The sequence below is a fragment of the Streptomyces plumbidurans genome (assembly GCF_019857225.1).
GTDB lineage: Bacteria > Actinomycetota > Actinomycetes > Streptomycetales > Streptomycetaceae > Streptomyces > Streptomyces plumbidurans.
The window spans coordinates 23,266-42,291 of sequence record NZ_JAFJSY010000011.1 but is presented as its reverse complement, the minus strand read 5'-3'; the positions used below and the strand labels follow the sequence as shown (position 1 = coordinate 42,291).

The window sequence follows — 19,026 nt, the reverse complement described above, 5'->3', positions numbered from 1 at the left end:
GACGCCCCCGTCCGTTTAACCTAAAGTAAGAGCATGACGCCGGAATTGCCTCACTCCTCGCCCCAGCCGCTCCGGGCGGACGCGCGGGACAACCGCGACCGGCTCCTGGAGGCGGCACGGGCCGTGTTCTCGCAGGAGGGCCTGACGGTCCCGACACGGGAGATCGCGCGCCGCGCGGGTGTCGGCCCGGCCACCCTCTACCGGCACTTTCCGACCAAGGAGGAGCTGGTCACCGCCGCCTTCGCCGACCAGCTGCGCGCCTGCCAGGACATCGTCGACCGGGCCAGTGCCGATCCCGACCCCTGGCGCGGCCTGTGCCAGGTCATCGAGAACATCTGCGAACTGCACGCCCGCGACCGAGGCTTCACCGAGGCCTTCCTGTCGGCCTACCCCCGCGCCATCACGGTCGTCACCGGCCGCGACCGCATCCTCGCCACCATCGCCGACCTGGCCCGCCGCGCCAAGCTGACAGGACACCTGCGCCCCGACTTCGAACCGGACGACCTCGTCCTCATGCTCCTGGCCAACAAGGGCATCCAACTCCCCTCCCCCACCGCCCAACTGGCCGCCTCCCGCCGCTTCGCGGCCCTCCTCATCCAGGCCATCACCCACTGCCCCCACAACACCCCCCTGCCGCCGGCCGTACACCTGGCAACCAACCGGCCCCGCCCGACGGGCTGACGCCCGGACCCGTTCGTACGCCTCCCCGTGGCGCATGGGCAGGGCGCAGGTGGGTGCGCAAGGATGGGAGCATGCCCAACCGACTCGCGCAGGCCACATCCCCGTACCTCCTCCAGCACGCGGACAACCCCGTCGACTGGTGGCCCTGGGACACCGACGCGTTCGAGGAAGCCCGGCGGCGCGACGTCCCCGTGTTCCTGAGCGTCGGCTACAGCGCCTGCCACTGGTGTCACGTCATGGCGCACGAGTCCTTCGAGGACGACGACACCGCCGCGTACATGAACGAGCACTTCGTGTCCGTCAAGGTCGACCGCGAGGAGCGCCCGGACGTCGACGCCGTCTACATGGAGGCCGTGCAGGCGGCCACGGGGCAGGGCGGCTGGCCCATGTCGGTGTTCATGACCCCCGACGGGGAGCCGTTCTACTTCGGTACGTACTTCCCGCCCGCCTCCCGCCAGGGCATGCCCTCCTTCCGGCAGGTCCTGGAGGGCGTGCGATCGGCCTGGACCGACCGGCGGGACGAGGTCTCCGACGTGGCCGGGAAGATCGTGCAGGACCTCGCGCGACGCGAGATCTCCTACGGCGACACGCAGACCCCCGGCGAGGAGGAGCCGGCGCAGGCGCTGCTGGGCCTGACCCGGGAGTACGACCCGCAGCGCGGCGGGTTCGGCGGGGCACCCAAGTTCCCGCCGTCCATGGTCATCGAGTTCCTGCTGCGCCACCATGCCCGCACCGGTGCCGAAGGCGCCCTGCAGATGGCTGCGGACACCTGCGAGCGCATGGCCCGCGGCGGCATCTACGACCAGCTCGGCGGCGGGTTCGCCCGCTACTCCGTCGACCGCGACTGGACGGTCCCGCACTTCGAGAAAATGCTCTACGACAACGCCCTGCTCTGCCGCGTCTACGCCCACCTCTGGCGCACCACCGGCTCCGAGCTCGCCCGAAGGGTCGCCCTGGAGACCGCCGACTTCATGGTCCGCGAACTGCGCACCGGCGAGGGCGGGTTCGCCTCCGCGCTCGATGCCGACAGTGACGACGGGACGGGCCGCCATGTCGAGGGCGCGTACTACGTGTGGACGCCGCGGCAGCTGACCGAGGTGCTCGGTGCCGAGGACGCCGAACTCGCCGCCCAGTACTTCGAGGTGACCGAGAAGGGCACCTTCGAGCACGGCGCGTCCGTGCTGCAACTGCCGCAGCGCGAGGGCGTGTTCGACGCCGAGCGGATCGAGGGGATCAGGGAGCGGATGCTCCGGGCGCGTGACGAGCGGCCCGCGCCGGGGCGTGACGACAAGGTGGTCGCCGCCTGGAACGGCCTCGCGATCGCCGCCCTCGCCGAGACCGGCGCCTACTTCGACCGCCCCGACCTGGTCGAGGCCGCCGTCGGCGCCGCCGACCTTCTCGTACGGCTGCATCTGGACGAGCAGGCCCGCCTGGCCCGTACCAGCAAGGACGGCCGCGTGGGTGCCAACGCCGGTGTTCTGGAGGACTACGCCGATGTCGCCGAGGGTTTCCTCGCGCTCGCGTCCGTCACCGGCGAGGGCGTCTGGCTGGAGTTCGCGGGCTTCCTGCTCGACCACGTCCTGACCCGCTTCGTGGACGAGGAGACCGGCAGTCTCTACGACACCGCCGCCGACGCCGAGCAGTTGATCCGCCGGCCGCAGGACCCCACCGACAACGCCACCCCGTCCGGCTGGTCCGCCGCCGCGGGCGCGCTGCTGGGCTACGCAGCGCACACGGGCTCGCCGTCCCATCGTGCCGCGGCCGAGCGGGCGTTGGGCGTGGTCAAGGCGCTGGGCCCGCGGGTGCCGCGCTTCATCGGCTGGGGGCTCGCGGTCGCCGAGGCGCTGCTCGACGGGCCGAAGGAGGTGGCGGTCGTCGGGCGCGGACCGGACGACGAGGCGACAAGGGCCATGCACCGCACGGCACTTCTGGGCCGTGCGCCCGGCGCGGTGGTCGCCGTGGGGCCGGCGGGCAGCGACGAGTTCCCGCTGCTCGCCGACCGTCCCCTGGTCGACGGTGATCCGGCCGCGTACGTGTGCCGCAACTTCACCTGCGACGCGCCGACCACGGATGTGGAGCGCCTGCGCACCGTGCTGGGCGGCTGAAACGCTCGGGGCGGCAAGGGAGCCGGGGCGGTACTAGCCCGCGAACTCCGCCAGGGCGCGCTCCACGATGGCCACCAGCTGTTCGTGGTGTGCGCCCTTCCAGTAGGCGCGTTTGCAGCCCTGACACTGCGCGAAGACGTCGTAGGAGCGGTGGGTGCCGCCGTGCAGTTGGTCGGCGACCTCTTCCTTGGTGGCGGACTTCAGCAGGCCGTTGCAGGCGGTGCACCGTGTCCAGGGCTGTAGCCGGGGCCGGAAGCGTTCCAGGATGTCGCGGAGCTGGTCCTCGGGGGTGGTGCTGTAGACGTAGGCGCCCGCCCACAGTTCGCGGCGGCGCAGCAGGCCGCGGTCGCGGCTGAGCATCACGCGCTGTTCGGCGGCGGAGCGGGCGGCGAGGGCCGGGTCGCCGATGTCGGTGGACTCGTAGGCGGTGTCCACGCCGAGCAGGCGCATCCGGCGGGCGAGGGTGCCGAGGTGGACGTCGAGGAGGAAGCGCAGGGGTGCGCCGGGGACCTGCTGGGGGCGGTCGACGGAGCGGACCTCGACGAGGTCGCCCGCCTCGGGGACGTAGGAGGCGGGGACCTCGCGGCCGTTCACCCACAGGGTGCCGACCTCGGTCAGGGGTACGCCGGTCGACTCGACGACGTGACCGAGGCTGGAGACGCCGTCGGTGGTGACGGCGCTGGGGCCGTGGCGGCGCTCGTTCGGGACGAACAGGGCCAGGTCGGGGGCGAACTCGACGTGGATCTCGGGACCGTTCACCTGGTCAGGATGGCACGGGTGGGGGCGGCGGGCTCAGGGGTTTTCGATGGGCAGGCCGTGTTCGAGGACGTCCAGGGCGCGGTCGACGAGGTCGCTCAGTTCGCCCTCGAAGTCGTGTTCCGCCCAGTACATGGACACTTCCATGAGACCGCCGATGAAGGACATGGCGTAGACGCGGACCTCGACGCTGTCCGGGTCCTTGCCGTGGCGCTCGGCGATGGCCTCGCGCAGCAGGCGTCCGGTGGTCGACATGCTCTCGAACATGCGGGAGCGGACGGCGGGGACGTCGACCGAGAGGCGGGCGCGCAGCCGGGCCACGTCGGGGTTCTCGCGGTTGTTCGCCTCGATGGCCAGGCGCATCACGTGCCGTACCGAGTCCATCCACGGCTCGCCGGGCGGTCGGCCGCGCAGCTCGTCGGCCATGAGCTGGTCGTACTCGTCCGTGAGGACGATGTCCTCCTTGGTCGGGAAGTAGCGGAAGACGGTCGACGGCGACACCTCCGCCCGCTCGGCGATCTGCTCGATCGTGGTGGCGTCGTATCCCTGCTCCTTGACCAGCGCGTAGGTCGCGGCGCGGATCGCTTCGCGGGTCTTGATCTTCTTCCGTTCGCGCAGGCCCAGTCGGGGGCGGTCGGCGGGGGAGAGGGGGGAGGGTGCGGCCGTCATGGGGTCATTGTCGGGCATCCGCGGTGGGCGTGACCATGTCGGGCCCGGCGTCGGACGGGGTGGGTCCGGTTGTCGCCCGGGGCAGGAAGGCGGCTGCCAGCAGGGCCGCGACCAGTGCGGCGATCCCGGACACCAGCAGGACGATGTCCATGCCGTGGATGTACGCGCTGTTCGCGGAGGCCGCCAGGTGTGCCGAGTGTGCCTTCTCGGCGACGATGTGTGCCGCGACCACGGAGTCCCCGGCGGTGTCCGCGGCCCGGGCGGGCAGCCCGGTGACGTCGAGCCGGTCGCGGAAGATGCCGGCGAGCAGGCTGCCGAGCAGCGCGATGCCGATGGCCGCGCCCACCTGGCGCAGCGTCATGAGCAGGCCGGAGCCGCTGCCGGCCCGGTCGCGGGGCAGGGCGCCGAGCGCGCCGTCCATGGCGGGTACGACGGAGAAGCCGAAGCCGATGCCGGCGATGGAGAGCCACAGCGCGGTGAAGCCGTACCCGGAGCCGGTCGCCGTACGGCTGCCGAGCAGGGCGGCGAAGGCCAGGACCACCAGGCCGGCGCTGACGACGGCCCGTGCGCCGAAGCGGGCGACGATCGGTTGCGCGCCCCGCGCGGCGACGAGCAGGCCGCCCATCATCGGCAGCAGGCGTACGCCGGTGCCGAGGGCGTCGTGGCCGAGGACGGCCTGGAGGTACTGGGGCAGCACGAACAGCAGGCCGGACAGGACGAACATCACGAGGGTCGCGGCGAGCGTGTTGAACAGAAAGCCCCGGTGGGCGAGGAGCGTCATGTCCAGCATGGGCCGCTGTTCGCGGCGCTCGCGCAGGACGAGCGTGGTGATCAGGGCCGCGGCGGCGGCGAACATGGCCCCCACCAGGGGGTCGCTCCAGCCGCGGTCGGGTGCCTCGATGATCGCGTAGATGAGGGCGCCGAGTCCGGTCGCGGTGAGCGCGGTGGACAGGACGTCGACCCTGGGGGAGGCCGGGTCGCGGGTCTCGGGCAGCAGGAGGACGCAGGCGGCGATGCCGATGGCGGCCATCGGGAGGTTGACCAGGAAGACCGAGCCCCACCAGAAGTGGTTCAGCAGCCAGCCGCCGATGATCGGGCCGAGCGGCAGGCCGAGTGCGGAGGCGGCGGAGATGACGCCGACGGCCTTGGTGCGCTCGTCGTCGCCGAACAGCGAGGGCAGTACGGACAGGGCGAGGGGGGTGACGAGGGCACCGCCGATGCCCATGAACGCGCGGGCCGCGATGACCCAGCCGACGTCGGACGCCAGTGCGCCCAGCAGGGAGCCGGCGAAGAAGACGCCGAGGCCGGCGATGAGCATCCGGCGCCGTCCGAAGCGGTCGCCGAGGAGGCCGGCCGGGAGCATCAGGGCGGCGAAGACGACGACGTAGGCGTCCGCCATCCACTGCTGCTGCCCGGTGGTGGCGCCGAGGTCGGCGGCCATCGTCGGCAGCGCGACATTGAGGATCGTCATGTCGAAGCCGAGCGTGAGCATGCTCGCGACCAGGGCGCCGAGGGCCCACCAGCGGCGGGGGTCCCGCCGGGTCTCTTCGGAGTGGATGACAGTAACCATGAAATGAGAGTAACTCTCAAAACAGTGGGACTGTCAATTGGTTTCGGCATGCAAAAAGGGCCACGGCTCTCAAGCCGTGGCCCCGGGGTGCTGCGGAACGCTATCCGTGCTGGTACGCCACCAGCGAGATCCCGACGTAGTGGACGACGAACGCGGCGAGCGTGAGCGAGTGGAAGACCTCGTGGAAGCCGAACCAGCGGGGGGAGGGGTTCGGGCGCTTGAGGCCGTAGATCACGCCGCCCGCGCTGTAGAGGAGGCCGCCGACGACCACCAGGACCAGCACGGCGATGCCGCCCGTGCGCATGAAGTCCGGCAGGAAGAAGACGGCGGCCCAGCCCATCGCGATGTAGCAGGGGGTGTAGAGCCAGCGCGGGGCGCCGACCCAGAAGACCCGGAAGGCGATGCCCGCCAGGGCCGCGCCCCAGATGCCCCACAGCAGCCACTGACCCTTGGCTCCCGGCAGGAGCAGCATGGTCAGGGGCGTGTAGGTGCCGGCGATGATCAGGAAGATGTTGGCGTGATCGAGACGGCGCAGGATGCCGTCCATGCGCGGGCTCCAGTTGCCCCGGTGGTACAGCGCGCTGACGCCGAACAGGAGGCAGGCCGTCAGGACGTAGATCCCGCAGGCGATGCGGCCCCTGGGGGAGTCGGCGAGGGCGGTGAGGACCAGGCCCGAGACGAGGACGGCCGGGAACATGCCGAGGTGCAGCCAGCCGCGGAGCTTCGGCTTGATCGGCTCGGTGAGCTGCTGGGCGTGCTGCTTGAGCTGGTGCGGCAGGGATGGTCCGTCGGAACCGCGGCCGACGGCCGGCGAGTCCGAGGGCGCGTCGGGGACGGGCGCTGTCATGCACCTCATCGTACCTACGGCACCGTAAGTGGCGGATGAGTGCGGCCCGGTAACGGGCCAAGAGTGGCCATCCTCTCACGGGAGTTGACCATTCCGGCGGCGCGCAAAGGGACGGTCACCCGAACTCTACGTGCACGCAAATAAACGCCCCGTGCGCAAAAGGCACGTGACGATCCCCACTCCGCTCACCTGTGAGGCCCTCTGGACATATGGGCGCCTGCGTCGGATGATCAAATGAGTGCGGTCGGCACCGGATGAGCGCTGACGATCCAGCCGCGAGGCATCCGGGCCGCAGCCCCCACGGGGCCTCCAAAACAAAAATCCCTCATTTAGGAGCAATCGTGGCGCGCGACAACGCGGCTCCCTCTGTCGTTCCCACCCACCACAAGGAACTGGTCTCGTGGGTGAACGAGATCGCAGAACTGACCCAGCCGGACAGCGTGGTCTGGTGTGACGGATCCGAGGCCGAGTACGAGCGACTGTGCGAAGAGCTCGTGGCGAAGGGCACCTTCAAGAAACTCGACCCGATCAAGCGCCCCAACTCCTACTACGCGGCCTCCGACCCGACCGACGTCGCGCGCGTCGAGGACCGCACGTTCATCTGCTCCGCGAAGGAGGAGGACGCCGGCCCCACCAACAACTGGAAGGCCCCCGCCGAGATGCGGGAGATCTTCCACGGCGACAGGGGCGTCTTCCGCGGCTCGATGAAGGGCCGGACGATGTACGTCGTCCCGTTCTGCATGGGCCCCCTCGGCTCGGACCTCTCCGCGATCGGCGTCGAGATCACCGACTCCGCCTATGTCGCGGTCTCCATGCGCACCATGACGCGCATGGGGCAGCCGGTCCTGGAGGAGCTCGGCTCCGACGGCTTCTTCGTCAAGGCCGTCCACTCCGTCGGCGCCCCGCTCGCTGAGGGCGAGCAGGACGTCCCGTGGCCCTGCAACTCCACCAAGTACATTTCGCACTTCCCCGAGGACCGTGAGATCTGGTCCTACGGCTCCGGCTACGGCGGCAACGCCCTGCTCGGCAAGAAGTGCTACGCCCTGCGCATCGCGTCGGTGATGGCACGCGACGAGGGCTGGCTGGCCGAGCACATGCTGGTGCTCAAGCTCACCCCGCCGCAGGGCGAGTCGAAGTACGTCGCCGCCGCGTTCCCCAGCGCCTGCGGCAAGACCAACCTCGCCATGCTGGAGCCCACGGTCCGCGGCTGGACGGTCGAGACGATCGGCGACGACATCGCCTGGATGCGCTTCGGCGCGGACGGCCGGCTCTACGCCATCAACCCCGAGGCCGGCTTCTTCGGCGTCGCGCCCGGCACCGGCGAGCACACCAACGCCAACGCGATGAAGACCCTGTGGGGCAACTCCGTCTTCACCAACGTCGCCCTCACCGACGACAACGACGTGTGGTGGGAGGGCATGACGCAGGAGACCCCGGCCCACCTCACGGACTGGAAGGGCAACGACTGGACCCCCGAGTCCGGCGTCCCGGCCGCGCACCCCAACGCCCGCTTCACCACCCCCGCCGCGCAGTGCCCGATCATCGCGCCCGAGTGGGAGGACCCCAAGGGCGTGCCGATCTCGGCGATCCTCTTCGGCGGCCGCCGCGCCAGCGCGGTCCCGCTGGTGACGGAGTCCTTCGACTGGAACCACGGCGTCTTCCTCGGCGCGAACGTCGCCTCCGAGAAGACCGCCGCCGCCGAGGGCAAGGTCGGCGAACTGCGCCGCGACCCCTTCGCCATGCTGCCCTTCTGCGGCTACAACATGGGCGACTACATGGGTCACTGGGTCGACGTCGCCAAGGACAAGGACCAGGCGAAGCTCCCGAAGATCTACTACGTCAACTGGTTCCGCAAGAACGACGACGGCAAGTTCGTCTGGCCCGGCTTCGGCGAGAACAGCCGCGTCCTGAAGTGGATCGTCGACCGCCTCGACGGCAGGGCCGAGGGCGTCGAGACCCCGATCGGCATCCTGCCGACCAAGGCGGCCCTGGACACCGACGGACTCGAACTGTCCGACTCCGACCTGGACTTCCTCCTCACCGTCGACAAGGAGGTCTGGCGCGAGGAGGCCGCGCTGATCCCCGAGCACCTCAACACGTTCGGCGACCACACCCCGAAGGAGCTGTGGGACCAGTACCGCGCGCTGGTGCAGCGCCTGGGCTGAACCCCGCCCCTTCACAAGGCTCCGCGGCCGGCTTGGGCTGCCCTGACCAGTGATCGTCACGGCCGGCCGCGGTGACAACCGGCGAGGCTCCGCACAACGGCGTGCGGGGCTGTGGGCCCGTCGTCGTCTTCCCGTCCGCCCCGACGGGAAGACGACGGCGGGCCCTCGCCCGTTTCCCGCTCCCTACCGGTCGAGCAGGGCTGCGAGCGTTCGGGTAAAGGAGGCCGCCGACTGCTCGGCGTGTGTGCGCAGCCGGGTGGCGATCGCCTCGGCTCCGCCGCCCTCCACGAGCCGTACGATCCGGTCGGCGCGCCGCTCGAGGGCGTCGGGGGTGTCGGGCAGAGTGGAGAGGTAGAAGTCCTCGGCGTCGTAGGCGAGGTGGAAGACGTGCTTCTTCACATCGCTCAGCGTCCAGTAGTCGTCGTGCGTCCTCGGTACGGGCTCGGGGGCGCCCACGCACACCACCGGGGTGCCGGCGCCCCACGCGTTGACGGCCAGGTGGTAGGTGTCGGTGATGACCAGCCGGTAGCGGGGCAGGACGCGCAGCAGGTCGCCGACGGTGTGCTCGCCCGGACGGGGCGCGAGGTGCGCGACCGGGGAGGGGATGTCCCGCTCGAACCACGGCAGCCACTCCAGCGGGGCGCCGAAGCGCGCGGAGAGGCTCTCGCAGAAGCCGGGCAGCCAGTCGGGGATCGCCGTACGGGCACCCAGGAACACCCCGATCGCGCCGCCGTCCGCGACCTCCTGGGACCACCGCGTGGCCGGGAGGTGGTCCAGGTCGCCCGGGCGGGACAGCAGCGCCGCGTCCGAGGCGAAGTACTCGTTCGTACGGTCCCCGCGCAGCAGCGCGATCTTGGCCGCCGACAGCGGGTCGCGCATCCACACGCGGTGGCTGCGCGTCATCAGGCGGGTGAAGAGGGGCCCGAACTCCTTGTCCTCGTAGTCGGACTGGGAGTTGTGCAGGATCGTGCCGCCGTAGCTGAGGGTGCGGGCGAGGAGGTCGTCGGGCTGGTCCGCCAGCAGCAGGGTGCGGCTGAGCAGGGCGCGGGCGGCGTCGCGGTCCGCGGCGATCTTGAAGTCCGTGAGGCGGTTGGTGGCGTCCTGCGCCATGTAGTGCCGGGTGTGCAGGAAGTCGCCCCAGAAGACGACCGCGTCGTGGTCGCGCAGTTCGTCGAGGTGCTCGGGCAGGGAGCGGAAGCGGAAGGGGAGGTCGGTGCCGCGGGCGGCGGCGCGCAGCGGCACGGTCTCGGGCACGTGCAGGGTGTACCAGGTGGGGTCGATCCCCGGGCCCATGCGCCGGCGCAGCGTCTCGAAGGCCAGGTCGACGGTCAGCATCCCGGTGTTGCGGTACCCGATGTTGGGCGCGGTGATGACGGCGACGCGTGCCATGTGTTCGTTTCCCCCAGCCGTGGCCGTGTGCCACGAGGCGTGGCGCGGATCTTCGGCCAACGTACACATCGTCGCCGGTCCGGGGGCGGCCCGCCCCTGGACAACCGGCCACCGGGGAGCGCGCGGCGCTGCCGTGGCGCCCGGTCCGCGCGTCGCTGCGGGTGCACGCGGACCGGGGCCGTTCGGAGGGAGCCCGGCGGGCTCAGCGGGACGCGAGTTCGCGGGGCTCCAGGGCCGCCGCGTGCACGTCCATCTGCTCGGCGGCCAGGATCGCCGCCGCCGTGTCGGCGCGGGAGGCCGCGACGACGAGTGCGCGCCCGGCGAGGGCGTGCGCGCGCCGGTGCAGCCCCGCGGGCTGGGTCTTTGCGGTCTGTCCGGCGACGGCACGGACCGGCGGATGTCCTCCCCGCAGCCGGGCCACCTGCGCGGCGAGCCGCTCGGCCGCGGCGTCCAGCTCCTCGGACGGGTCGGCGCCGCGCAGCTCGTCGGTGACGGCGAGCAGGGCCGCGAGATGGCCCGCGAGCTGAATGTCCAGCTCCTCCTCACGGGACCGGTGGGGGAAGTCGGGGGTGGGGCCGGCCATCTGGCTGTGGACCGACTTGGTGCGGATCGGTTCGTACATGGATGGCCTCCTGTGCTGTCAGGAAACCATCCTAGCTTGGATTCCGTCTAAAGTTGAGCGGAGTGGAAAGATCTACGGCCGCCTGCGCTACGGCTGGCCGTAGCCGTCCAGGAAGTTGCCGATCCGGGTGATCGCGTCGCGCAGGTCCCCGACCGTCGGCAGGGTCACGACGCGGAAGTGGTCGGGCTCGGTCCAGTTGAAGCCTGTGCCCTGCACGACCATGATCTTCTCGCGGCGCAGCAGGTCCAGGACCATCTGCCGGTCGTCCTTGATCTTGAAGACCTTGGGGTCGAGGCGCGGGAAGAGATACAGCGCGCCCTTCGGCTTCACGCAGCTCACGCCCGGGATCTGGGTGAGCAGTTCGTGGGCGACGTCCCGCTGCTCCTTCAGCCGCCCGCCCGGCAGGACGAGTTCGTTGATCGTCTGCCGTCCGCTCAGCGCGGCGACCACGCCGTGCTGGCCCGGCATGTTCGCGCACAGGCGCATGTTCGCGAGGATCGTCAGGCCCTCGATGTACGACTCCGCGTGGGCGCGCGGCCCGGAGATCGCCATCCAGCCGACGCGGTAGCCCGCCACCCGGTACGCCTTCGACATGCCGTTGAAGGTGAGGGTGAGCAAATCCGGGGCGATCTTCGCGGTGGGGGTGTGCGTGGCGTCGTCGTAGAGGATCTTGTCGTAGATCTCGTCCGAGCAGACCAGCAGGTTGTGGCGGCGGGCGATGTCGGTCAGGCCCTTGATCATCGCCTCGTCGTAGACGGCCCCCGTCGGGTTGTTGGGGTTGATGATGACGAGGGCCTTGGTGCGGTCGGTGATCTTGCGCTCGACGTCCGCGAGGTCGGGCATCCAGTCGGACTGCTCGTCGCAGCGGTAGTGCACGGCCGTGCCGCCGGAGAGCGAGACGGCGGCGGTCCACAGGGGGTAGTCGGGCGAGGGTACGAGGACCTCGTCGCCGTCGTCGAGCAGGCCCTGCATGGCCATCACGATCAGCTCGGAGACGCCGTTGCCGACGAAGACGTGCTCGACGTCCGTCTCGATGCCGAGGGTCTGGTTGTGCATGACGACCGCCCGGCGCGCGGCCAGCAGTCCCTTCGCGTCGCCGTACCCGTGGGCCGACGACACGTTGCGGAGGATGTCCTCCAGGATCTCGGGCGGACACTCGAAGCCGAACGCCGCCGGGTTGCCGGTGTTCAGCTTGAGAATGCGATGCCCGGCCGCCTCCAGCCGCATCGCCTCCTCGAGCACCGGGCCCCGGATCTCGTAACAGACGTTGGCGAGCTTGGTCGACTGGATCACCTGCATGCCTGGGAGCTTACGGTCCACGCGCGCATCCCGGACCGTGTTATCCGCCACTTGAGACGTGGCGTTTGGGGGGTTATGGCCTGGGCCGGCCGCTCCGGGGGTTACGAGGGGTGACGCGGACCTTGCGGAGGGGTGAGGTCTCCCTCCGGGGGGCGCCGAACGGGGCCGGCTGACGGTACGGACGAGTGCGCGGGATCGATAACCCCGGACCCCTCACTGTCGGCCACGCCCGCCGGGGCCACCGCCGACCCGCCGGACGCGGATGCGCCGCGGGCGCGGTGCCCTTGGCGCGGCAGCAGGGAGTTCCGCTCCCCGGGGGTCGCCGCCGACCCCCGGGCAGGGACCCGGGTTCCGCGACTCAGCACGGGCGCGGTGCCCCTGGCACCGGTGATCGCCGGGCCTCTCGCTCGGGACCGACCGCACGGCCGCGAGCACTCGGCGCCGACGGCACCGGACTTCGTACCCGCGGATCCCGCTCTCGTCCGCCGGGGCCCCCGCGAGTGCCCCGGCGTCCTGGGCCCAAGCAACTCCGGTACGGCAGTGCGGCTCCGGTTCGAAAGTGACGCCCCCTCGGAACCCTGCGGAGCCCCAACCCGTCCTCCCCAGTGCGATGTTCGGGGCGGCCGTGCCGCACTGCCCACCCCGGGCCGGGACGACTCCTTGCCCCCGCATGTGCTGGGCTTCACAATGTGCATGTCAAAGCAGGGGTGGCCGGAAGATCTTCGGTCGCCCGCTTCGCAGGAGAGGACCCCCACATGAAGAAGCCTCTCGGTGCCGTGCTCTTCGCCCTGGTGATGGCCGGGGCTGGTGCGGCGCCGGCGGTTGCGGCACCGGTGTCCACCGAAGACACCCCCGCGCCCGCCGTCAGGGCCGTCGACTTCGCCGGCACCGTCTCGCTCAGCAACTGCTCCGGCTCCGTCGTCCGCTTCCCGAACTCCGCGGACAGCGACCCGGCGCTCGTCATGACCAACGGCCACTGCCTGGAGACCGGGTTCCCGGCGCCCGGCGAGGTCATCACCGGACAGTCCTCCAGCCGCACCTTCGGACTGCTCAACTCCTCCGGCAGCAAGGTCGCCACGCTCCGGGCCAACCAGGTCGTCTACTCGACCATGACCGACACGGACGTCACGATCTACCGCCTGACGACCACCTACGCCGCCATCAAGAGCTCCTACGGCATCAGCCCGCTCACCGTGCAGGACACGCACCCCACCGCCGGCACCGCCATCACGGTCGTCTCCGGCTACTGGAAGCGGACGTACGCCTGCAACATCGACGGCTTCGTCTACCGCCTCAAGGAGGGCGACTGGACCTGGAAGGACTCGGTCCGCTACACCTCCGCCTGCCAGACCATCGGCGGCACCTCGGGCTCGCCCGTCATCGACAACGCCACCGGCAAGGTCGTCGCCGTCAACAACACCGGCAACGAGGACGGCGAGCGCTGCACCGAGAACAATCCCTGCGAGGTCGACGAGAACGGCAACGTGACCGTCCACCACCTCATCAACTACGCCGAGGAGACCTACCAGATCCCCGCCTGCTTCGGCGCGGGCAACAAGCTCGACCTGAACGCCTCCGGCTGCGTCCTGCCCAAGCCGTAACTCCCGCACCGCGCACGGGCGTTCCGTCACACGGGACTGCGACGGACCGCCCGCCCCGCCAGCACGTCAGTGCGCCGCCCGTCCTCGATCACGAACTGCCCGTCCACGAGGACGTGCGGAATGCCCGTCGGCAGCGCGCGCGGATTCTCGTACGTCGAACCCGCCGCCACCGTCCGCGGGTCGAACAGGACCAGGTCCGCACGGTAGCCCTCGCGGATCAGCCCCCGGTCGGGAAGGCGCAGCCGGGCCGCGGGCCGGGACGTCAGATGGGCGACGCACTCCTCCAGCGACAGCACCCCCAACTCCCTGACGTAGTGGCCGAGATACTGCGGGAAGGTGCCGTAGGCGCGCGGATGGGGCTTCGCGCCCTGGAGGATGCCGTCCGAGCCGCCCGTGTGCACCCGGTGGCGCATGATGGCCTGCACGTTCTCCTCGTGGCCCACGTGCTGCAGGATCGTCGGGCCCAGCCGGTCCTGCACCAGCAGCCGCCGGACCGTGACCCAGGGGGACTCGCCGCGCAGGTCCGCCGACTCCTGGACGGTCCGTCCGACGTAGTCGCCGAGCCCGGGGTCGCTCACGCCCGAGATCTCGATCGTGTTCCAGTCCATGGGCACGCCGTGGCAGCCGTCGGAGCCGACGACCTCCACGTCGTGCCGGATGCGCGCGGACGTCTCCTCGTCCGCGAGCCGCTTCAGCATCGCCTCCGGACCGCCCTCGTGCGCCCAGCTCGGCAGCATGGCCACGAGCGTCGTACACCCCGGGGTGTACGGGTAGGTGTCCAGAGTGATGTCGGCTCCCGCCGCAAGCGCCTCGTCCAGCAGGGTCAGCAGCTCGGGCGCGCGGCCCTTGTTCACGCCGAAGTTCATGGTGGCGTGCGCCAGATGGAGCGAACAGCCCGCCTCCCGGGCCAGCTCGACCATCTCCTCGTACGCCTCCAGGGCACCGGCGCCGTAGGAGCGGTGGTGCGGGCAGTAGTAGCCGCCGTAGGAGGCCACCACCCGGCACAGTTCGGTGAGTTCGGCGTCCTTCGCGTACATGCCCGGCGTGTAGGTCAGCCCGGACGACATGCCGACGGCGCCCTGTTCCATGCCCTCGGCGACCAACTGCCGCATCCGGTCGAGCTCCTGGGGCGTCGCCTCGCGGTCCTCCCAGCCGACGGCGAGCATCCGGACGGTGCCCTGGGGGATCAGATAGGCGGCGTTGACGGCGATCCCGCGGTCGAGGCGGTCCAGGTACTCGCCGACCGAGCGCCAGTCGAAGTCGATGTCGTCGCCGTGGCCGTTCCAGCCGGTGATGGTGGCGCGGACCTCGGCGAGCGTGCGGTCGTCGACGGGGGCGTACGACAGTCCGTCCTGGCCCAGGACCTCCAGCGTGACGCCCTGCGCGGCCTTGGCGCTGTGGTCCGGGTCGCGCAGGACGGCCAGGTCGCTGTGGGCGTGCATGTCGATGAAGCCGGGGGACAGGACCAGCCCCTCGGCGTCCAGTTCCCGCATGGCCTCCGGGCGCTGGCAGCCCGCCCCCGCGGCCTCCTTGACGATCGACACGATCCGGCCGCGGTCGACCACCACGTCCGCGCGGTAAGCGGGCTCCCCGCTGCCGTCCACCACGTCCGCGTCCCGGAAGACGAGCTGCTCCACGACTCCTCCTGCTGCCTCTAGAAGAACGTACGGATGTAGTCGACGACCGTCCCGTCCGCCTCGGCCAGCGCGATCAGCGGCCACTTGTCGAAGGACGTGCACGGATGGGACAGACCCATCCCTACCCAGTCTCCGGCCTCGAGGTCCGCCTCGGCAGTGGTGCGCAGCCAGGTGTGCTGGTCGGACAGACCGGTCACCGAGACGCCGGTCGCCGGGTGCTCGGCGCCGTCCCGGTGCACGACCTGGGGGAAGGGCAGGTCCAGGTCGTAGGCCGCGTCCCGCTTGCCGGCGTTGGCGAAGGCCTGCTCGGCCGAGGGGCGGGAGACCACCTGCGCCCACAGCCGGAACGCCGGCTCCAGGGCGCCCTCCTCCGGGACCCGGTTGAACGGCGTCACCTCGCGGTAGTGGCCGTCGTCGTGCGATACGTAGGCGCCCGAGCGCAGCAGCTTCAGGACCGGTGAGGTGAGGGCCGGGATCTCGGCGAACACATCGGCGACCGCGTCGAACCAGGCGCTGCCGCCCGCGCTGACCACGATCTCGTCCAGGCCCCGGAAACGTCCGGCCTTGTCGAAGTCGGCGGCGAGGGCGACCAGCCGCCGCAGCCAGGCGTGCACCCGCTCGGGGTCGGCCTCGGGCACCTCGCCCTCGTAGCCCGCAACGCCCACGAGCCGCAGCGTGCGGGCGCGGGCCACGGCGTCCGCGACCGCCGCGCACTCCGCCTCCGTCCGGACACCGGTACGGGCACCCTCACCGGCGCCGAGCTCCACCACGACGTCCAGCGGACGCGAGGCGCCCTGCAGCGCCGCGTCCATCAGCTCCACGCCGCGCACGGAGTCGACGTAGCAGATGAAGCGGAAGCCGGGGTCGGCGTCGAGTTCGGCGGAGATCCACTTCAGGGCCGCCGGGTCGAGGATCTCGTTGGCGACGAAGATCCGCCGGACGCCGAACGCCCGTGCCACGCGCACCTGGTGGGGGAGGGCGAGGGTGATGCCCCAGGCGCCGCGCTCGATCTGCCGGTGGAAGAGCTGGGGCGCCATCGAGGTCTTGCCGTGCGGGGCGAAGGCCAGTCCGTGGCGGGTCGCGTACGTCTCCATCAGCGCCAGGTTGTGCTCCAGGCGCTCCGCCGACAGCGCGAGGACGGGGGTCGTGAAACCGCCCGTGAAGAGATTGCGGCGCTGGGCGGCCAGCTCGGCGACGGTCAGCCCGTCGGCGTCCGGCGGGAGGCCCTTGAAGCGGTGGTCGACGCGCTCGTCGGCGAGGCGGGCGAGGGCTTCGGTGCCCATGGGACCTCCCTGATCTGGTGTGTTGCAGTACTTGCAATGCTCATTGCGTATGTCGCTCACTGCTGTCTAACATCTCGGCCAACGCGGGGTCAACGGAGCCCCCCACCGCCATCACATCGAGGAGTTACGACGATCGTGACCACGCCCGGACCTTGCAATGCCCTGGACGCCGTCGACACCGTCGACGTCGTCTCGCTCGGCGAGTCCATGGTCACGTTCCTGCCCGCCACCCCAGGGCGCCTCGCCGACGTCCCCTCCTTCGACCGCGGCATCGGCGGCGCCGAGTCCAACGTGGTGTGCACGCTCGCCGCCGCCGGGCACTCCGCGCGCTGGGTGAGCCGGGTCGGCGCCGACGGCTTCGGCGACCACCTCGTCGAGGCGATCGGCTCCTACGGCGTCGACGTCGGCGCCGTGCACCGCGACCCCGACCGCCCCACCGGCATCTACTTCCGCACCGCCGGCGACCGCGCGAGCGACGCCCACGAGGTGGCGTACTACCGCGCCGGGTCCGCCGCCTCCGCGATGTCGGTCGACAACACGGATCTGGCGGCGGCGCGCGCGGGACGGGTGCTGCATCTGTCCGGGATCACCCCGATGCTGTCCGACGACTGCCTCGCCCTGGTGCGCGAGCTGACCGCGCCCCGCGCCGAACGGCCCCTGGTCTCCTTCGACGTCAACCACCGGCCCACCGTGTGGCGCGAGGCCGACGGACCGGGCGTGCTCCTGGAACTCGCGGGCCGCGCCGACCTGGTGTTCGTCGGCGACGACGAGGCCGAGGAGGTCTGGGGGCTGCGCGGCCCCGAGGCGATCCGTGCCGCCCTCCCCGGCCCCGAGGTGCTCGTCGTCAAGCAGGGCGGGCGCGGAGCCACCGTGTTCGACCGGCAGGACGCCACCTTCGTCCCCGCGCCCACGGTGGACGTCGTGGCCGCGGTCGGTGCCGGTGACGCCTTCGCCGCCGGTTTCCTCTCCGCCACCCTGCGCGGACTGCCCGTCCGCGACCGGCTGCGGCACGGTCACCTCATGGCCGCCGCCGCCCTCACCGTCCCCGGTGACCTCGCCCCGCCCCCCGCCCGCGCCCACGCCGACCGGCTCGCCGCCCTCGACGACGAGGCGTGGGGGACACTTCGACTCGGCCCCGGCTGGACGAAGGACGTCGCCCGGGCCGACGAGGAGGTACGTACGTCATGAGCCAGACCGTCGACCGCGCGCTCAGCATCCTGCCGCTGCTCGCCGAGGGACCCGCCGACCTCGGCCGGGTCGCCGACCGGCTCGGCGTGCACAAGTCCACGGCCCTGCGCCTGCTGCGGACCCTGCACGAACACGGACTCGTCTACCGCCAGTCCGATCAGCGCTACCGCCTGGGCGCCCGTCTCATAGCCCTCGCCCAGGAGGCCATGGAGAACCTCGACATCCGCGAGATCGCCCACCCCCACCTCGTACGCCTCAACGAGCAGTGCGGGCACACCGTGCATCTCGCGGTGTACGAGGAGTCCGAGGTGCTCTACATCGACAAGGTCGAGAGCCGCTACCCGGTGCGGATGTACTCACGGATCGGCAAGCCGGTCGCGATCACCGTCGCGGCCGTCGCGAAGCTGCTCCTTGCCGACCTGCCCGAGAGCGAGCGCCGGCTGCTCGCCGACAAGCTCGACTACCCCATGTACACGGCCCGGTCCACCCCCAACGCCCCCGCTTTCCTGCGCGAGTTGGAGAAGGTGCGGGACCAGGGCTGGGCCACCGACCTCGGCGGCCACGAGGAGTCCATCAACTGCGTCGGCGCGCCGATCCGCGGTGGGGACGGCCGGGTCGTCGCCGCGATGTCGGTCTCCGCGCCGAACGTCGTCGTCACCGCCGACGAACTCCTCACCCTGCTCCCCCTGGTGCGCCGCACGGCGGACGCGATCAGCGGGGAGTACTCCGGAAGAACCCCCGTCAAGGAAGTCGCCCCATGACCGACAAGATCGCCCTCACCCCCAAGACGCACACCACCCCGCCCGCGAAGTTCTCCCACGGCGTCAAGAAGGGCAACATCCTCCAGGTCGCCGGCCAGGTCGGCTTCCTGCCCGCCGAGGAGGGCAAGCCCCCCACGCCCGTCGGCCCCGGTCTGCGCGAGCAGACCCTGCAGACCCTCGCCAACGTCAAGGCGATCCTGGAGGAGGGCGGCGCGAGCTGGGACGACGTGATGATGCTTCGCGTCTACCTCACCGACGTGGACCACTTCGCCGAGATGAACGGCATCTACAACACCTACTTCGAGGAGCAGGGCCTCACCCAGCCGCCCGCCGCCCGCACGACCGTCTACGTCGGTCTGCCCGCGGGACTCCTCATCGAGATCGACGCCCTGGCCGTACTGGGCTGACGCCGACTCGAACCCCCCACCGCGTACGTCCTCACGGCGCGGCGCC

Annotated in this window: 16 protein-coding genes; 7 read left to right on the top strand and 9 right to left on the bottom strand. The window is 71.2% G+C overall.

Annotation, left to right across the window (positions count from 1 at the left end):
- Positions 1 to 33: 33 nt before the first annotated feature.
- A complete protein-coding gene (locus JYK17_RS10110; RefSeq protein WP_222810209.1) occupies positions 34 to 681 on the top strand; it encodes a TetR/AcrR family transcriptional regulator in 648 nt (215 codons plus the stop codon).
- A 71-nt stretch (positions 682 to 752) separates the two neighbouring features.
- A complete protein-coding gene (locus tag JYK17_RS10105; RefSeq protein WP_164932231.1) occupies positions 753 to 2,786 on the top strand; it encodes a thioredoxin domain-containing protein in 2,034 nt (677 codons plus the stop codon).
- Positions 2,787 to 2,819: 33 nt separating this feature from the next.
- Here JYK17_RS10105 and JYK17_RS10100 read toward each other — a convergent pair whose 3' ends face one another.
- From JYK17_RS10100 to trhA, 4 genes are all read right to left on the bottom strand, one after another.
- Positions 2,820 to 3,545: a Mut7-C RNAse domain-containing protein gene (locus JYK17_RS10100; RefSeq protein ID WP_108013065.1), complete on the bottom strand. Its 726-nt coding sequence runs from the start codon at positions 3,543 to 3,545 to the stop codon at positions 2,820 to 2,822.
- 33 nt (positions 3,546 to 3,578) lie between these two features.
- Complete coding sequence (locus tag JYK17_RS10095) at positions 3,579 to 4,211, bottom strand: TetR/AcrR family transcriptional regulator (RefSeq protein ID WP_222810208.1); 633 nt, start codon at positions 4,209 to 4,211, stop codon at positions 3,579 to 3,581.
- Positions 4,212 to 4,215: 4 nt separating this feature from the next.
- The gene (locus JYK17_RS10090) at positions 4,216 to 5,781 is read right to left on the bottom strand and encodes an MFS transporter (protein WP_222810207.1); all 1,566 of its coding nucleotides are present in this window, start codon (positions 5,779 to 5,781) and stop codon (positions 4,216 to 4,218) included.
- A gap of 100 nt (positions 5,782 to 5,881) precedes the next feature.
- A complete protein-coding gene (gene trhA, locus JYK17_RS10085) occupies positions 5,882 to 6,628 on the bottom strand; it encodes a PAQR family membrane homeostasis protein TrhA (protein WP_222810206.1) in 747 nt (248 codons plus the stop codon).
- A gap of 341 nt (positions 6,629 to 6,969) precedes the next feature.
- Here trhA and JYK17_RS10080 point away from each other — a divergent pair, with 341 nt between their 5' ends.
- A complete protein-coding gene (locus JYK17_RS10080) occupies positions 6,970 to 8,793 on the top strand; it encodes a phosphoenolpyruvate carboxykinase (GTP) (RefSeq protein ID WP_128802803.1) in 1,824 nt (607 codons plus the stop codon).
- A gap of 183 nt (positions 8,794 to 8,976) precedes the next feature.
- Here the strand turns inward: JYK17_RS10080 and JYK17_RS10075 are convergent, their stop codons facing one another.
- The 3 genes from JYK17_RS10075 to JYK17_RS10065 all read right to left on the bottom strand — a co-directional run bounded on the left by JYK17_RS10075 (position 8,977) and on the right by JYK17_RS10065 (position 12,103).
- A complete protein-coding gene (locus tag JYK17_RS10075; protein ID WP_108013060.1) occupies positions 8,977 to 10,182 on the bottom strand; it encodes a polysaccharide pyruvyl transferase family protein in 1,206 nt (401 codons plus the stop codon).
- Between the two features lie 202 nt (positions 10,183 to 10,384).
- Positions 10,385 to 10,804, bottom strand: a complete 420-nt coding sequence (locus tag JYK17_RS10070) for an SCO4983 family protein (protein ID WP_108013059.1) — start codon at positions 10,802 to 10,804, stop codon at positions 10,385 to 10,387.
- Between the two features lie 87 nt (positions 10,805 to 10,891).
- Positions 10,892 to 12,103: a pyridoxal phosphate-dependent aminotransferase gene (locus tag JYK17_RS10065; RefSeq protein ID WP_108013058.1), complete on the bottom strand. Its 1,212-nt coding sequence runs from the start codon at positions 12,101 to 12,103 to the stop codon at positions 10,892 to 10,894.
- A gap of 755 nt (positions 12,104 to 12,858) precedes the next feature.
- On the opposite strand from JYK17_RS10065, the gene JYK17_RS10060 reads away from it, so the two are divergent.
- Positions 12,859 to 13,704, top strand: coding sequence for a trypsin-like serine peptidase (locus JYK17_RS10060; RefSeq protein ID WP_108013057.1), 846 nt, complete (start codon positions 12,859 to 12,861; stop codon positions 13,702 to 13,704).
- Between the two features lie 26 nt (positions 13,705 to 13,730).
- Here JYK17_RS10060 and JYK17_RS10055 read toward each other — a convergent pair whose 3' ends face one another.
- Positions 13,731 to 15,341: an N-acyl-D-amino-acid deacylase family protein gene (locus tag JYK17_RS10055; RefSeq protein ID WP_128802805.1), complete on the bottom strand. Its 1,611-nt coding sequence runs from the start codon at positions 15,339 to 15,341 to the stop codon at positions 13,731 to 13,733.
- 17 nt (positions 15,342 to 15,358) lie between these two features.
- Positions 15,359 to 16,624, bottom strand: coding sequence for an amino acid deaminase (locus tag JYK17_RS10050; protein WP_222810205.1), 1,266 nt, complete (start codon positions 16,622 to 16,624; stop codon positions 15,359 to 15,361).
- 135 nt (positions 16,625 to 16,759) lie between these two features.
- Here JYK17_RS10050 and JYK17_RS10045 point away from each other — a divergent pair, with 135 nt between their 5' ends.
- The 3 genes from JYK17_RS10045 to JYK17_RS10035 are packed head-to-tail and all read left to right on the top strand — an operon-like array spanning position 16,760 to position 18,980.
- The gene (locus tag JYK17_RS10045) at positions 16,760 to 17,812 is read left to right on the top strand and encodes a sugar kinase (RefSeq protein ID WP_222810204.1); all 1,053 of its coding nucleotides are present in this window, start codon (positions 16,760 to 16,762) and stop codon (positions 17,810 to 17,812) included.
- Positions 17,809 to 18,573 (top strand): IclR family transcriptional regulator, encoded by a 765-nt coding sequence (locus JYK17_RS10040; protein WP_108013054.1) that lies wholly within the window; start codon positions 17,809 to 17,811, stop codon positions 18,571 to 18,573. The genes JYK17_RS10045 and JYK17_RS10040 overlap by 4 nt, the downstream gene beginning before the upstream one ends.
- Positions 18,570 to 18,980 carry a RidA family protein gene (locus JYK17_RS10035; RefSeq protein WP_108013053.1) on the top strand — a complete coding sequence of 137 codons (411 nt, stop codon included), beginning with the start codon at positions 18,570 to 18,572 and terminating at the stop codon, positions 18,978 to 18,980. Before JYK17_RS10040 ends, JYK17_RS10035 begins: the two co-directional genes overlap by 4 nt.
- Positions 18,981 to 19,026: the final 46 nt, after the last annotated feature.

Bases quoted from the DNA above. Each gene is read 5' to 3' on its own strand.
- JYK17_RS10110 (WP_222810209.1), top strand. From the start codon at position 34: ATGACGCCGGAATTGCCTCACTCCTCGCCCCAGCCGCTCCGGGCGGAC.
- JYK17_RS10105 (WP_164932231.1), top strand. From the start codon at position 753: ATGCCCAACCGACTCGCGCAGGCCACATCCCCGTACCTCCTCCAGCAC.
- JYK17_RS10095 (WP_222810208.1), bottom strand. From the start codon at position 4,211: ATGACGGCCGCACCCTCCCCCCTCTCCCCCGCCGACCGCCCCCGACTG.
- JYK17_RS10090 (WP_222810207.1), bottom strand. From the start codon at position 5,781: ATGGTTACTGTCATCCACTCCGAAGAGACCCGGCGGGACCCCCGCCGC.
- trhA (WP_222810206.1), bottom strand. From the start codon at position 6,628: ATGACAGCGCCCGTCCCCGACGCGCCCTCGGACTCGCCGGCCGTCGGC.
- JYK17_RS10075 (WP_108013060.1), bottom strand. From the start codon at position 10,182: ATGGCACGCGTCGCCGTCATCACCGCGCCCAACATCGGGTACCGCAAC.
- JYK17_RS10070 (WP_108013059.1), bottom strand. From the start codon at position 10,804: ATGTACGAACCGATCCGCACCAAGTCGGTCCACAGCCAGATGGCCGGC.
- JYK17_RS10065 (WP_108013058.1), bottom strand. From the start codon at position 12,103: ATGCAGGTGATCCAGTCGACCAAGCTCGCCAACGTCTGTTACGAGATC.
- JYK17_RS10060 (WP_108013057.1), top strand. From the start codon at position 12,859: ATGAAGAAGCCTCTCGGTGCCGTGCTCTTCGCCCTGGTGATGGCCGGG.
- JYK17_RS10050 (WP_222810205.1), bottom strand. From the start codon at position 16,624: ATGGGCACCGAAGCCCTCGCCCGCCTCGCCGACGAGCGCGTCGACCAC.
- JYK17_RS10040 (WP_108013054.1), top strand. From the start codon at position 17,809: ATGAGCCAGACCGTCGACCGCGCGCTCAGCATCCTGCCGCTGCTCGCC.
- JYK17_RS10035 (WP_108013053.1), top strand. From the start codon at position 18,570: ATGACCGACAAGATCGCCCTCACCCCCAAGACGCACACCACCCCGCCC.